Here is a 14026-nt window from a genome sequence, read left to right as displayed (position 1 = left end):
GGACGGATTCGAACCATCGAAGGCAGTGCCGGCAGATTTACAGTCTGCTCCCTTTGGCCACTCGGGAACCCCTCCAGAGGATTTTTATACTTAGTAAGATGTTTTCCCAACTCATCTCCCAAGTGCGGAGCGAATCATAGCAAACTCGCTCAGGCTGTAAAGCGTTTTTCTTACGTTTTTACGTTGAATGCTGTCTTTTTGGGCAAAGATGGTAGAAAGTCAGCGTTTTGTTTGTCCTTTGAACAGAAGAGAGGCGCGCTTTTTACTTGAATTTACACTACTTGACGTTAAACACCGTATCTACTGATAAACTGTAAGCAGTTTAATGACATAAGTTTATTCGTTTAGAAGTCAATATCATGAGCATGAAAGCCACGTTATCGTTATCTGTTTTAACGCTTTCTATATTACTGAGTTCTCCATCGGTTTCCGCTGCGATGCGAGGAGGCTCAGCGGTTACCGTTGTGACTGAACAAGTAGAAACGCACGAGATCAATCAATCCTTAACTCTTATCGGCAAATTAAAGGCAGCGGAGTCTGTGGTTGTCGCATCGGAAGTCGCCGGCAAAGTGAATCAAATCGCTGTTAAAGCGAATCAAAATGTCCAGCAAGACCAGCTATTAATTAAGTTAGATGACGATAAGGCTCAAGCCGCTTTGATTGAGGCAAAGGCGTACCTTAAAGATGAACAGCGTAAGTTAAAAGAGTTCCAACGTTTGGTTAAGCGGAATGCGATTACTCAAACTGAAATCGATGCACAAAAAGCCAGTGTTGAAATAGCACAAGCGAGGCTTGATGCTGCTCAAGCCAATTTAGCTGATCTCCATATTACTGCCCCATTTTCTGGCACTGTTGGTTTTATCGATTTTAGCCGCGGCAAAATGGTCAGTGCGGGTACTGAACTTTTGACGTTGGATGATCTTTCCGTCATGGAACTGGATTTACAAGTACCGGAGCGCTATTTATCGATGCTTTCTATTGGTATGGAAGTCATCGCTAAAACCAGTGCATGGGGTAGCCAGACCTTTACTGGTAAAGTCACAGGTATTGATACGCGGATCAGCGCCGAAACACTGAATCTTCGCGTGCGTATTGAGTTTGATAACCCAGAAAATCAATTGAAGCCGGGCATGTTGATGAACGCTTCACTAGCATTTCCTGCTATTAAGGCGCCAATCATTCCTGTTCAAGCACTTGAATACTCCGGAACTAAACGTTTTGTATATGTAATTGATGAAAATAACAAAGCTACTCGTCAAGAAGTGTCGCTAGGTGCTCGTGTTGGCAACGAGGTGGTGATCGAATCTGGTGTTGAGATTGGTGACAAGATTGTGGTTCAAGGCATTGTTAACATGCGTGATGGTGTCGAAGTGAAAGAAATTGTCGCGCCACTAAAAGCGAACACCACGGATGTGACACGCAATGACAGTGAATCGGATGAGGAAGAAAACTAATGTTACTGTCCGACGTTTCAGTTAAACGCCCTGTCGCGGCGTTGGTTCTGAGCATGCTGTTGTGTGTGTTTGGCTTTGTGTCGTTCACCAAATTAGCCGTTCGTGAAATGCCTGATATAGAAAGCCCAGTCGTTTCTATCAGTACGCGTTATGAGGGTGCATCTGCGACTATTATTGAAAGCCAAATTACCTCCGTTTTGGAAGACCAGCTTTCTGGGATCAGTGGAGTTGATGAAATTAGCTCCACTACTCGTAACAGCATGTCGCGTATCACGATCACGTTTGAGCTAGGTTACGATCTCAACACAGGTGTGAGCGACGTGCGTGATGCCGTAGCTCGTGCTCAGCGCTCGCTACCTGATGAAGCGGATGACCCTATTGTTTATAAGAACAATGGCTCGGGAGAGGCGTCGCTCTACATCAATCTCAGTTCTGCAGAGATGGACCGTACTCAATTAACCGATTATGCCGAACGTGTATTGATGGACCGCTTTAGCCTGATCTCTGGGGTTAGCTCCATTGATCTCTCCGGTGGTTTGTACAAGGTCATGTACGTGAAGCTTAAGCCAGAACTAATGGCTGGACGTTCAGTTACAGCTTCGGACATTACATCAGCTTTACGAAGTGAGAACCTAGAAAGCCCAGGTGGTGAAGTTCGAAACGACTCAACAGTAATGTCCGTGCGTACGGCTCGTACTTATAACACGCCTGAAGATTTTCAATATCTTGTCATAAAACGCGCAAGCGACAATACACCTATCTATTTAAAAGATGTAGCAGATGTCTTCATTGGTGCAGAAAACGAAAATTCAACCTTCAAAAGTGATGGTGTAGTAAACATCAGTCTTGGTGTGGTACCGCAGTCAGACGCAAACCCGTTAGAGGTTGCGAAGCTGGTTAGGTCTGAAGTCGATAACATCCAGAAGTTCTTACCAGAAGGTACACGTCTTGCGATAGATTACGACGCGACAGTATTTATCGAGCGTTCAATCGAAGAGGTGTACAGCACGCTATTTATCACGGGCGGCTTGGTGATTTTGGTATTGTACATTTTCATCGGCCAAGCTCGTGCAACCTTAATTCCTGCGGTTACGGTACCTGTTTCTCTGATTTCTTCGTTCATTGCCGCGTACTACTTTGGGTTTTCTATCAACTTGATCACCTTGATGGCGTTGATATTATCGATTGGTTTGGTGGTGGATGACGCAATTGTGGTTGTAGAGAATATCTTCCACCATATTGAACGCGGTGAATCGCCATTACTCGCCGCATATAAAGGCACAAGAGAGGTTGGTTTTGCTGTTATAGCAACAACATTAGTGCTGGTGATGGTGTTCTTACCGATCTCCTTTATGGATGGCATGGTAGGTCTACTATTTACAGAGTTTTCTGTATTGCTGGCTATGTCGGTCATATTCTCCTCTTTGATTGCCCTGACGCTGACTCCTGTATTAGGTAGTCAGATTTTGAAAGCGAATGTAAAACCAAATCGATTCAATGAAGCGGTTGATCGCTTGTTTAGCAAGCTTGAGAGTGGTTATCGCGCATTATTGAAAGGCGCATTGAAAGTACGTTGGGCTGCTCCGCTGGTGATTCTAGCTTGTTTGGGCGGTAGCTATTTCTTGATGAATCAGGTACCGGCCCAGCTGACCCCACAAGAAGATCGCGGTGTGATATTCGCGTTTGTGCGCGGTGCAGATGCTACGTCATACAATCGTATGTCAGCCAATATGGATATTGTCGAAGACCGATTGATGCCATTACTAGGGCAAGGTTATCTGAAGTCATTCAGTATCCAAACGCCAGCGTTTGGTGGCCAGGCAGGAGACCAGACAGGCTTTGTGATCATGATTCTAGAAGATTGGAACGAACGTGATATCACGGCTCAGCAAGCCCTTAACAAAGTACGGAAAGAATTGGCAGGTATCCCAGATGTTCGAGTGTTCCCATTTATGCCAGGTTTCCAAGGTGGTTCGAGTGAGCCAGTTCAGTTCGTATTAGGCGGCTCTGATTACGATGAGCTCGTTGTTTGGGCTGAAATGCTAAAGAACAAAGCAGAAGAATCACCAATGATGGAAGGAGCAGAGATAGATTACTCGGAAAAAACGCCTGAGTTATTGGTTACAGTTGACCGACAGCGTGCCGCAGAGCTAGGAGTCAGTGTTCAAGACATTTCTGACACCCTAGAAATCATGCTCGGTGGTAAAAGCGAAACGACTTATGTTGAGCGTGGCGAAGAGTACGATGTGTATCTTCGCGGTGATGAAAATAGCTTTAATAATGCTGCAGATTTAAGTCAGATTTATCTGCGCACGAATAGCGGTCAGCTAGTGACGTTAGATGCGGTCACAAAAATTGAAGAAGTGGCGGCCTCTATTCGTCTTTCTCACTACAACAAACAGAAGTCCATCACTATTACTGCCAACCTGTCGGAAGGTTATACATTAGGAGATGCGCTGGATTACCTAGACCAGGAAGCCATCGACAACTTACCGGGTGACATTTCGGTGAGTTATTCGGGGGAGTCGAAAGACTTTAAAGAGAACCAAGCGAGTGTTGCTGTTGTGTTTGCATTGGCACTGCTAGTGGCGTATCTCGTGTTGGCGGCTCAGTTTGAAAGCTTCGTAAACCCGTTAGTGGTCATGTTTACGGTGCCGATGGGTGTATTTGGTGGCTTCCTTGGTTTAGTTATTATGGGCCAAGGTATGAACATTTATAGCCAGATCGGCATGATCATGTTGATTGGTATGGTGACGAAAAACGGTATTTTGATCGTAGAATTTGCCAATCAGCTACGTGATCGTGGCGTTGGGTTTGAAAAAGCGATCATTGATGCAGCTGCGCGACGTCTACGTCCAATCTTGATGACTGCGTTTACCACACTTGCTGGCGCAATTCCGTTGATCGTATCGACAGGGGCGGGTTATGAGAGCCGTATTGCCGTGGGTACGGTAATCTTTTTCGGGATGGGGTTTGCGACATTGGTGACCTTGTTTGTTATCCCGGCAATGTACCGATTGATTTCGGCGAAAACACAAGCACCAGGTCATGTAGAAGCAGAGTTAAACAAAGCAATTAGCCATGATACGAAGGGCCGTATAGCGCACCCTTAAATCAAACGTTAAAACATAAAAGCCGAGGTAATAACCTCGGCTTCTCTTTATCGGTTTAAAGTTAGCTCGGAAGCGTTCGATTAGAAGCGTTTCCCTAGGCTGATTTGTACACCTTCGTAGCTGTCGTAAAAATCTTCAAAACCCATATCCGCGACATTATAAATGTACTCTGCGCGTAACCAGATATCTTTGCTCATATCCCAATGGACACCAGCACCGATGTTGAATAGCGCGCCTGAATCATCTGTGACTTTTTGTTCGTTTGGAACATACATTTCAGCTTGAGTGCCAAGCGCAGTTACGCGACCAAACAGTGACAGCGGCGTATCGCCTAAGTTATCACTTGTTACAACAGCAGACATACCTGCTTGGTAATAGTGAAGATCTAAGTCAGTTTTTAGAGCATCGTTCTTAAGTTCATTTTGTGAATAGCGCAGAACCCCTTCAAACGCGAGGTATTGGTTTATATGGTAACCCCAGCCAACTGTGATATGTGGTGTTGACCACTCATTGTCTCTATCCGAGCCGAAATACGGTGTATCAAAACCAACGTTACCAGTACCCAGATAAAAATAAGATTGATGAGCTTGTTCTTGAGCAGCTAAAGTTGGCACGCTAATGGTCAAGGCAGACAATAATAGAATGGCGTTTTTCATAACTAGACGATAACCTTGGTAAAAGACCGTTGTAATGATTTGTTTAAATGTTAATTTAATCAATAGGATGGATGGTAATTATCATATCAGCTTTTATCAAAGGTAGTGATTTTAGAATGGGAATTGTTGCGCTAAAGCATACTTCTTACTCATGACTACCGACTAACTAGATATGGTGACGAAAGCTAGCTAAATAAGAGAGAAGGAAAGGAAAGTGGCTGAATTCAAATACAAAAACTTGACTCAAGAAGAACAAGATAAGTTAGACGCGGCGACATTTCGCCGTTTATTGGCGCATTTAGATGCTAACAAAGACGTACAAAACATCGACCTGATGATCCTTGCGGGCTTCTGTCGCAACTGCTTTAGCAAATGGTATAAATCTGAGGCTGAAAATCTCGGTTTGGATTTAGATATTGATGACGCTCGCGAACGTGTTTACGGCATGACTTACGATGAATGGAAACAAAATCATCAACCAGCGGCAACGCCAGAACAATTGGCTGCGTTTGAAGCGCGCCAGAAAAAGTAAAACCCAGCGATAAAAACAGCCCACATGAAGTTGGGCTGTTTTTTTTTAAAGTCCAGTTTGCACGTTAAGCGTTAGTTGAGCCGCAACAAGCTGGCTCAACGCAACCTTTTGCTTGAATGACTTCGAGTTGAGCTAAGTAAGGTTGAATATCGCCGATGTTCTCTTTTACCCATGTTAAGTCATAATACGTATCTAGGTAACGCTCTCCAGAATCACATAGAAGCGTCACGATAGAACCCTTCTCACCGCGTTGTTTCATCTCACAAGCCAATTGCAGCACACCGTAAAGATTGGTGCCTGTTGATGCGCCGACTTTACGCCCAATCAGCTGAGATACCCAATGGGCGGTTGCCACACTGGCTGCGTCTGGAATTTTGCGCATTTCATCAATGACACCAGCAATAAAACTTGGTTCGACACGTGGTCGCCCGATACCTTCAATTTTGCTGCCAGTATCGCCTTTCAATGAGTGATTTCCTGACTGGAAAGCATCGTAAAACACTGAGTTTTCAGGGTCTACCACGCAAAGCTTAGTGTCGTATTTTTGGTAACGAATAAAACGGCCAATGGTTGCTGATGTGCCGCCTGTTCCAGGACTCATCACTACCCAGCTAGGAATCGGGTGATCTTCTAACTCCATTTGGCTAAAGATAGAGTTCGCGATGTTGTTGTTACCGCGCCAGTCAGTAGCGCGTTCAGCATAAGTAAACTGGTCCATGTAGTGACCATTTAGTTCTTGAGCCAAGCGTCGAGACTCGTCATAAATCTGATCTGATCGTTCAACAAGGTGCGCTTTACCACCGTAAAATTCAATTTGTTCGATCTTTTTACGTGCAGTGGTTTTCGGCATGACGGCAATGAACGGTAAGCCAAGTAAACGCGCAAAATACGCTTCCGAAACGGCAGTGCTGCCTGAGGACGCCTCGATTACAGTGGTTTCAGGACCAATCCATCCATTACAAATAGCATAAAGAAACAATGAGCGCGCCAATCGATGCTTAAGAGAGCCTGTTGGATGCGTGCTCTCATCTTTTAGGTAGATATCGATACCATCAAGAGAAGGCAGTTCAAGTTTAAATAAATGAGTATCAGCAGAACGTTGAAAGTCTGCTTCAATTTTACGCACTGCATTGTTGATCCAGTTGTGGTCAGTACACATGGCGTCTCTCCTTGGAAATCGATAGATAAGCATTAGATGGGAATAATTTACCTATAATACGAGAGAAAAACTTTGCTATAGTTGCCGGTAATGACTATTTTGATAGAAAAGTTTTCTACACTTCGTGGGTTTTATAGGATGAGTTTGGATCGGGTCGATAAACAGCTGCTTGCGTTGTTACAAACCGACAGCACCTTGTCATTAAATGAGTTAGCAGAGCAGGTAAATCTGACAACGACGCCATGTTGGAAGCGTTTGAAAAGGTTGGAAGAAGAGGGCTACATCGAAAAACGCGTGGCGTTGTTAAGTACAGAAAAGCTCGAGCTATCTTTCATTGCATTTGTTCAGTTAAAAACGATTGATCATTCCGAAGGTTGGTATCACCATTTTGTTACAACTGTGAGTGACTTTCCTGAGGTAATGGAGTTTTATCGTATGGCTGGCGAGTATGACTACATGATGAAAGTACTAGTCAAAGATATGAAGTGTTTTGACGAATTCTATAAGCGGTTAGTTAATAGCGTAAAAGGGCTATCTAATGTGACTTCAACATTTGCTATGGAGTCCATTAAATACACAACAGAGTTACCAATCCTAAAATAACTCGCCCTATAAGAATTCTATCTAATGTTAATTCTACCTTTTAGTATTTTAAATGTTAAAAGGTAGTTTGATTATGCTTTTAAAACTATTTCCTACCAGATTTTTATAAATATAAACGATATTTATTCTCTCTTCTATTTTTCATTAACCATTTGTTTTTGCAGTCCATTAATCCTATACATCATAACGAAAGAAAAAATAACGCAATTTTTTCTCTTTCTTTTTCATGTTTTATTTTATTGAATATTAATTTTTACTAAATTAATGGAAGAGTTTGATTTAAACGTTTGCTTTTTGTGTTTTCATGTAATTTGGTCGCTATTTTTGATTATTTGTTTTTAGGATTAATACAGTAGCAATTACTTAAGTAATAAAGTACTCAAAAATGGGGATAGTGATTAATAAAACATCGTATTATTATCGCCCCATCTTGTATGTAACAAAGTATTACTAAAAATGAACAGAAATTACTATTTGCTTTTTCTCGCAGCTTTACTCGCTGGCTGTGGCGGTGGGGGAGACTCTAAGCCGAACAATACGAAGACACCAACTACGATAACAAAGCAGAACCGTCCGCAATTAAAAGTGGAAGACACGGTGTTGAAGTTTGAAGGAGTGGGAACGGTTACTGAAGCAAAACTGAGCAATGTACATGGGTCGGTATCTTACCAAGTCATTGATTCTAATCCGCCAAATGTCGTGAAAATTAATGACTCAGGAATACTACAAATTCTGCGCCCAGGAACGGCGACTATTCTTGCTACAGATAGTAGCTCTGCTTATGAATCTTCTGAAGCAAGATTTTCTGTCACTGTAGAGCGAGGCATCAATACTGAACTTTCAGTGAGTGATCTGAATTTCAATGCGATTGAGTCAGAAGGAAAAGCGTTGATCGTCCGTGGCCAAAAAGGCGAACTGAGTTATGAGGTAGAAAGTGGTCATAACTTGATTCGTGTTGATGAGAACGGTTCGGTATATTCATTAGGTTCAGTTGGTCAGGCATCGGTGCTGATTACTGATTCAGGTAACGACTTTTACTTGCCGAAACAAGTTCGCGCTACGGTTAAACTGCATGCAGTAGCTCCGGGGCAATTACAGTTCGCTTTGCTTGAAGACGAGTATCGAGAAGGGTTGACGTTAGAACCAGTGCGTCTAGATAAAGCTCAAACGCAACGTATTTCTTACAAAATTATAAATAGCGTACCAGACAGCAAGGTGGCCGAGTTGCTAGATCCTGAAACGGGCTTGCTTCTTGTTCATAATGTTGGTCGATTAACGGTTGAAGCGACTGCAACTTACAGCGACGCGTTTCTGGATAAACAGCAAACAGCGCAATTTTTTGTGGATATAAAACAAGGCAAGCGTCAAGAAATCAGCGCAGCGGATATCGTCACAACTTATGAGGAAGGTGGACGAATTTTCCCTAAGGTGACGAACGCCTACGGTGACTATGAGCTGAGAATCATTCGTGGTGAAGACGTTGTCGCTAAAACTGAAAATGGTGAAGCATTACTGATCAAAGGTGTTGGTGCTGCTGAAGTGGAAATTTACGAGCATGACATGCGTAATTATCCTGCAAGCAAAACTCGTTTTGATCTTGAAGTTAATCGCGCGCCTCATCCCGTTATAAAAGACATTGAAATGCCGCTTACCTATCAACCAAATCTTTCAATCCCTCTGACGTTTAAAGGGCAAAAAGGTAACGTAAATCTAGTTAGCAGCTTACCTAATGGCTTACGAATGACTGACGGCAAGTTGGAGGTAGTGACTGCGGGTGAGTACGACCTTAAGTTTGAAGACGATGGTGGGGAGTTCTACCAACCTATTCAATTTAATGTCGTCATCAAAGTTGCAAAGGCTGAAGGCCAACCGATGGCAACGCACGATTATGACGTTGTATACAGCAACAAATACAGTTTTGATCTTCACCGTGATTTTGGTTTGAGTGCTGACGAGCAAATTGAGATTGTAGATAACACCGCACCAGATGTTGTCGGTGGTTTTAGTGAAGGACGTCTCCATGTGTATAAAGCGGGTAAAGCGACGCTAACTGTGCGCAGAAAAGAGAGCGCGAATTATACCGTTGGTCCTGATCAAAAAGTCTACGTGACAATTTTGAGCGCGCCGAGCCGAATTGAAGTTCAATCCGATGTGGAAGAGATTTGGAAGGTTGGCCAAACATTTGTTGCGCCGAAAATCTCTGGTACGGTTGGGGAAGTTACGTACCGATTTGCAGACAACGCAGCAATAGATGTGGTTTCCTTAAACAGCCAAACGGGTGCCATGCAAATTCTTAACGCGGGTAGCACAAAAATTATTGTTTCGGATGCGGGGGACGACAAAGTGGATCCGGGTGAAAGTAGTTTCTCGGTCACGATTAAACAAGGCACAAACCCGGTATCGGTTACTTACCCAACGGTAGAATTCTCCGCTGGTAGTGTTATCTCACCAGTGATGAGTGGTGGGATTGCGAAGGCAAGTTACCGTCTTATTAACCAAAAAGACCCTGTGGTCGAGCTAGTTTCTCCTGATACAGGGCGTTTGAAAATCCTGCATGCAGGCACGTACCAATTAGAGGTTACCCTTACTGGGCGCAACTACAAAGCTAAAACAATCGTCGTAAATGGCACTATTAACAAAGCGAATCACCCTGGTTTAAGTGCTTCTACAATGAAGGTGGAATTTGAACCATTTAAAAAGGTTAAGCTAGACTTTGGTACACCAATAGGAAACCGCAGCTATCAAATATCCAGCTCAACAATTAAAGGAGTCGCTTCATTAGATGTTGATAAGGAAGAGCTGACGTTACTTGATCTCCCGCCAGTAAAAAGACGTTGGATTTCTCTCGACATTTCGGAAGGAGAATCTCGAGATTACAAAGCGTTGGAAAGTAAGAAAGTCCAGCTGTATCTAAGCTTTGCAGATGAAGGTGTTGCGGATCAATATACATTGCTTGAAACTGAACAAACAGTATTGTTTAGCACGCTAAATGCACGTGAGTTTTCTAACTTAGAAGAAAGTGAGTTTGGTTTGATGAACGTTCGTTCAGTGCGTGAGCCAACGGACGAAGAATTGAAATTATACGGCAAAGGTAAGATTGCACTACTTGCATTCAAGCCGGTGGGTAACGATGACCCAACTCTAATAAAAGGAGCGTGGGTACACTTAGCTCGATTTGATGGATGTACATCAGAGCTGTTCGAAGATGATCTCAAGCCTTTTGAAGCAATTGACTATGATGACCCAGGGTACTGCACCAGCGGCAGCACGATTCGTATGACTCGGTTCTTAATAATTGATGACTCGAAGATGGAAAAGGTAGAGTATGAGTTAGTAGCACCTGTGATTACTTACCGTCGTGGGGTTCGTGAATTTTTAGCAACGAATAAAGGTGGATTCTATGCCGACCCAAATGTCATTTACGGGAAAGGCGAATATGGTTACCCGAAATCACTTTACGAATGGTCGGTTGTTAACATGAAGTATCAACCAAATTAATCATCGTTTGATACCCATTAAAAAAGGAGTGCGGAACAGCACTCCTTTTTTCGTCTAGCGAACACGAGCTATTTCGTGTAGCGCATCACCCCTTCTTGCACGGCGGTCGCCACTAAGTGACCTTGCTGGTTGTATATTTCGCCACGGACCAACCCACGAGTATTGCTCGCCGTTGGGCTCTCTATCGCATATAGAAGCCATTCATCCATCTTAAACGGGCGATGGAACCAGATAGAGTGGTCAATGGTGGCCACTTGAAAGTTAGGCGTCATTAATGAGACTTCATGTGGATGCATTGCTGTTACAAGGAATCCCCAATCGGATGCGTAGGCCAGAAGGTACTGGTGAATTAGCTGATTCTCTGGCATTTCACCATTAGCACGAATCCAAAGGTACTGTTTGGGTTCTGCTTTTTTGGGCTTCAAAGGGTTGATAACCGTAACGGGGCGAGTTTCGATTGGCTTTTCCCCGCAAAATGTTTTGCGTAAGCGTTTGGGTAGAAATTCTGCAATATGGCTTGCGAGCTCACTCTCTGAGGCAAAGTTTTCTGGACCAGGGATATCTGGCATTTCTTTTTGATGATCAAACCCAGGTTGATCGCCATGGTAGGATGCGGTTAGGTAAAAAATAGGGCGTCCATTTTGAATTGCCTTTACGCGTCTAGTGCTAAAGCTACGGCCATCTCTCAGATTTTCTACATCATAAATAATAGGTTTTTCTGGATCGCCAGGGTACAAAAAATAGCTATGGAAGGAGTGTACCGTGCGTGTTTCTTCAACGGTGTAGCGCGCAGCAGAAAGCGCTTGCCCAATTACTTGACCGCCATAAACTTGAGGCAAACCTAGGTTTTCACTTTGGCCACGAAACAAGCCTTCTTCTAATTTTTCGAGTTGTAGTAGGCTGAGCAATTCTCGTAGTGGTTTACTCATTGTGTCTCCTCACCGTTGTCTTTCATTCCAAGTTACCTCAACAGCCTCACTCTTGTGAAGTGGCATAGTTAAGAACTATTGAGTAACTTAGAAATAGTATTGTTCCAATTATGAAACAAAATCAATTGTTTGATAAATTCTAACTCAGTCAAACTATTGTCAAATAAAGTGACAGGAAGCAGACAGTTTTATATTCCACACCTATAATTGCTTCGGTTTAATGCTCTTTTCGAGGAATATATGAAAAAAACACTACTACTTGTTACTTCTCTACTCTTTGGGGCTGCGTTAGTGGGTTGCCAAACTTCTCAAAATACAGAAATGGAATCTACAGAAGCGTCAATGAAGACGATTACAGGTACAGTGGCTTATCGCGAGCGGATTGCCTTGCCACCAAACGCAGTGGTTACTATTGCGTTAGAAGATGTGTCCTTGGCGGATGCGCCAGCAAAAGTGTTGGCGAAACAGACATTCGAAACGGAAGGTAAGCAAGTTCCTCTTTCTTTTGAGTTGAGTTACGACAGCAATGAAATCAAACCAAACCATCGTTACAGCGTTCGTGCTCGCATTGAGGTAGATGGAAAGCTGCGTTTTATCAGCGACACACATAACGGTGTTATTACAGATGAAGCACAAACTCACCAATTAGATATTCGTCTAGTTGGAACACGTTAATACGACGTACTGAGAACAAAAAATGGCAGCTTAAGGCTGCCATTTGTATTTTTTAAGTGAAGTTTTGCCAACTTCCGAGACTTCAATCCCTTCTGCTTCTAATTTCTTTTTTTGTCGCTCTAAGTCTCTGCCTTTTAAAGATATTTTTCCTTGGCTATTTACCACTCTAAACCAGGGGAGTTTGCTGTCTTCTGGTAGGTTACCCAGTGCTTTACCAACATGTCTCGCATAGCCCGGATAACCGGCCATTTTTGCAATTTCCCCATAGGTGGAGACTTTTCCTTTTGGAATTTGGTGAATTACAGCAAAGATTTGCGCTAAAAATTGGTCCATACTCAAAAGTGTCTATTTTGGATTACTAAGGAATGGTAAACCATTGGACTTGTATATTGCTAACGGTTCTTAACCCTTGTGTTGTCAGCGACTCACTTTGAAGAATTACATTTTCTGTTCTTTAGTGTCGTTGGTTGATGAGCCTTAAACAGCATGAAGCAAACGCAAGCTAAGCTTGAATCTAGACCCTCTCAACGACTTTCAATCCCAGTTTTTGCCGTTGAGTTACCAAGTAGGTGGGGAAGCCAGGAGGCGCTATGATTTTATCGACACTTCAATTTTTCGTTACGACCTTACTCGCTGTTGTCTGCGTTCGGGCGATGAGTTTGAGCGAGGGTGACATTCCCGTTCTTGCACTTATGATCCCCGCGCTGTGGGTTCTGCCACAAGGTGGGTTCGCTGGCTTAGTATTGCTGGGCGCGATGATGGCTTTTGGTGCGACACTCTCAATGCAGCCAATTGCTTTGTCGGTTGGTGTTTTGATCCTTTTCCCACTTTTAATGGTGGTGTTTTCTCGTAGAAGCTCTTTAGGCGTGTTGCTCACCGCTGGTCTTATTGTACTTACACTGCAAGTTGGTCTTATGGTCACACAGCAAGGCGGTAAGCTGGATGGGTCTGCTTGGGTTACAGTGGTTCAAACCATTGCGGTTATGGCGATGTGGTGGTCGGCTGCGCATTGGACGCCATCCAATAAACACAGCTGGTGGCCGTTGTTTTTGTTGCTCCCATTGTGGATTGCAGGCCTACCGTACGCCGTTCTTATGGCGTTAAGTTTGACGGGAATGTTAGCGTCAATGGAAGCACTTGCGAAGCTTCAACATACCATTCGTTGGAGCAAATTATTATGTTGGACATTGCCGACTGTGGGTTTTGCCGCTTTAGTCGTCAGCCCGACCACGGATGTGCCAAACCCTGTTTTCGTGGTTTGGATCTGTTTGTTAGGGACGGCTTGGATGACTGACTATATTTTACGTAGTAGCGATGAACAGGCTGAATTATGAATTTTTAGTCAGGTAAAAAGTGACATGTGCGGCAGAGTATCGAATTGGTTGTGGAACAAAATGGAGATTAGTA

The 14026-nt window shown here is 43.5% G+C and carries 11 protein-coding genes and 1 tRNA gene; 7 read left to right on the top strand and 5 right to left on the bottom strand.

Going from position 1 to position 14026, the window contains the following annotated elements; genetic code table 11:
- Positions 1–67: transfer RNA gene (locus R7E47_RS15950), tRNA-Tyr, on the bottom strand.
- 292 nt (positions 68–359) lie between these two features.
- On the opposite strand from R7E47_RS15950, the gene R7E47_RS15945 reads away from it, so the two are divergent.
- Both R7E47_RS15945 and vmeF read left to right on the top strand, forming a co-directional pair.
- Complete coding sequence (locus R7E47_RS15945; RefSeq protein ID WP_258473557.1) at positions 360–1454, top strand: efflux RND transporter periplasmic adaptor subunit; 1095 nt, start codon at positions 360–362, stop codon at positions 1452–1454.
- The gene (gene vmeF / locus R7E47_RS15940) at positions 1454–4567 is read left to right on the top strand and encodes a multidrug efflux RND transporter permease subunit VmeF (protein WP_065274283.1); all 3114 of its coding nucleotides are present in this window, start codon (positions 1454–1456) and stop codon (positions 4565–4567) included. The genes R7E47_RS15945 and vmeF overlap by 1 nt, the downstream gene beginning before the upstream one ends.
- 80 nt (positions 4568–4647) lie before the next feature.
- On the opposite strand, the gene R7E47_RS15935 is transcribed toward vmeF, so the two are convergent.
- Complete coding sequence (locus R7E47_RS15935) at positions 4648–5223, bottom strand: porin family protein (protein WP_053307492.1); 576 nt, start codon at positions 5221–5223, stop codon at positions 4648–4650.
- Positions 5224–5437: 214 nt separating this feature from the next.
- Here R7E47_RS15935 and R7E47_RS15930 point away from each other — a divergent pair, with 214 nt between their 5' ends.
- Positions 5438–5755, top strand: coding sequence for a DUF1244 domain-containing protein (locus tag R7E47_RS15930; protein ID WP_005378586.1), 318 nt, complete (start codon positions 5438–5440; stop codon positions 5753–5755).
- 64 nt (positions 5756–5819) lie between these two features.
- On the opposite strand, the gene R7E47_RS15925 is transcribed toward R7E47_RS15930, so the two are convergent.
- Positions 5820–6914, bottom strand: coding sequence for a PLP-dependent cysteine synthase family protein (locus R7E47_RS15925; protein WP_005389952.1), 1095 nt, complete (start codon positions 6912–6914; stop codon positions 5820–5822).
- 138 nt (positions 6915–7052) lie between these two features.
- Between R7E47_RS15925 and R7E47_RS15920 the strand changes: the two genes are divergently transcribed.
- Both R7E47_RS15920 and R7E47_RS15915 read left to right on the top strand, forming a co-directional pair.
- Positions 7053–7517 (top strand): Lrp/AsnC family transcriptional regulator, encoded by a 465-nt coding sequence (locus tag R7E47_RS15920; protein WP_017820003.1) that lies wholly within the window; start codon positions 7053–7055, stop codon positions 7515–7517.
- Positions 7518–7973: 456 nt separating this feature from the next.
- The gene (locus R7E47_RS15915) at positions 7974–11015 is read left to right on the top strand and encodes a D-Tyr-tRNAtyr deacylase (protein WP_065274285.1); all 3042 of its coding nucleotides are present in this window, start codon (positions 7974–7976) and stop codon (positions 11013–11015) included.
- Positions 11016–11083: 68 nt separating this feature from the next.
- On the opposite strand, the gene tesB is transcribed toward R7E47_RS15915, so the two are convergent.
- Positions 11084–11944: an acyl-CoA thioesterase II gene (tesB, locus tag R7E47_RS15910; RefSeq protein WP_005378575.1), complete on the bottom strand. Its 861-nt coding sequence runs from the start codon at positions 11942–11944 to the stop codon at positions 11084–11086.
- Positions 11945–12184: 240 nt separating this feature from the next.
- On the opposite strand from tesB, the gene R7E47_RS15905 reads away from it, so the two are divergent.
- On the top strand, positions 12185–12619 hold the full coding sequence (locus R7E47_RS15905) for a YbaY family lipoprotein (RefSeq protein ID WP_005378572.1): 435 nt from the start codon (positions 12185–12187) through the stop codon (positions 12617–12619).
- A gap of 30 nt (positions 12620–12649) precedes the next feature.
- On the opposite strand, the gene R7E47_RS15900 is transcribed toward R7E47_RS15905, so the two are convergent.
- The gene (locus R7E47_RS15900) at positions 12650–12952 is read right to left on the bottom strand and encodes a DNA base-flipping protein (protein ID WP_033905036.1); all 303 of its coding nucleotides are present in this window, start codon (positions 12950–12952) and stop codon (positions 12650–12652) included.
- A 257-nt stretch (positions 12953–13209) separates the two neighbouring features.
- On the opposite strand from R7E47_RS15900, the gene R7E47_RS15895 reads away from it, so the two are divergent.
- Complete coding sequence (locus R7E47_RS15895) at positions 13210–13953, top strand: hypothetical protein (RefSeq protein ID WP_005389942.1); 744 nt, start codon at positions 13210–13212, stop codon at positions 13951–13953.
- Positions 13954–14026 lie beyond the last annotated feature (73 nt).

The organism is Vibrio sp. Vb1026 (assembly GCF_033338745.1).
Classification (GTDB): domain Bacteria; phylum Pseudomonadota; class Gammaproteobacteria; order Enterobacterales; family Vibrionaceae; genus Vibrio; species Vibrio alginolyticus.
Note: the sequence above shows the minus strand (reverse complement) of the source record. Positions and strands in the feature narration are given on the sequence as shown.

Coding starts and splice junctions, on each gene's coding strand:
- R7E47_RS15895 (WP_005389942.1), top strand. CDS start 13,210: ATGATTTTATCGACACTTCAATTTTTCGTTACGACCTTACTCGCTGTT.
- tesB (WP_005378575.1), bottom strand. CDS start 11,944: ATGAGTAAACCACTACGAGAATTGCTCAGCCTACTACAACTCGAAAAA.
- R7E47_RS15900 (WP_033905036.1), bottom strand. CDS start 12,952: ATGGACCAATTTTTAGCGCAAATCTTTGCTGTAATTCACCAAATTCCA.
- vmeF (WP_065274283.1), top strand. CDS start 1,454: ATGTTACTGTCCGACGTTTCAGTTAAACGCCCTGTCGCGGCGTTGGTT.
- R7E47_RS15905 (WP_005378572.1), top strand. CDS start 12,185: ATGAAAAAAACACTACTACTTGTTACTTCTCTACTCTTTGGGGCTGCG.
- R7E47_RS15945 (WP_258473557.1), top strand. CDS start 360: ATGAGCATGAAAGCCACGTTATCGTTATCTGTTTTAACGCTTTCTATA.
- R7E47_RS15915 (WP_065274285.1), top strand. CDS start 7,974: ATGAACAGAAATTACTATTTGCTTTTTCTCGCAGCTTTACTCGCTGGC.
- R7E47_RS15920 (WP_017820003.1), top strand. CDS start 7,053: ATGAGTTTGGATCGGGTCGATAAACAGCTGCTTGCGTTGTTACAAACC.
- R7E47_RS15935 (WP_053307492.1), bottom strand. CDS start 5,223: ATGAAAAACGCCATTCTATTATTGTCTGCCTTGACCATTAGCGTGCCA.
- R7E47_RS15925 (WP_005389952.1), bottom strand. CDS start 6,914: ATGTGTACTGACCACAACTGGATCAACAATGCAGTGCGTAAAATTGAA.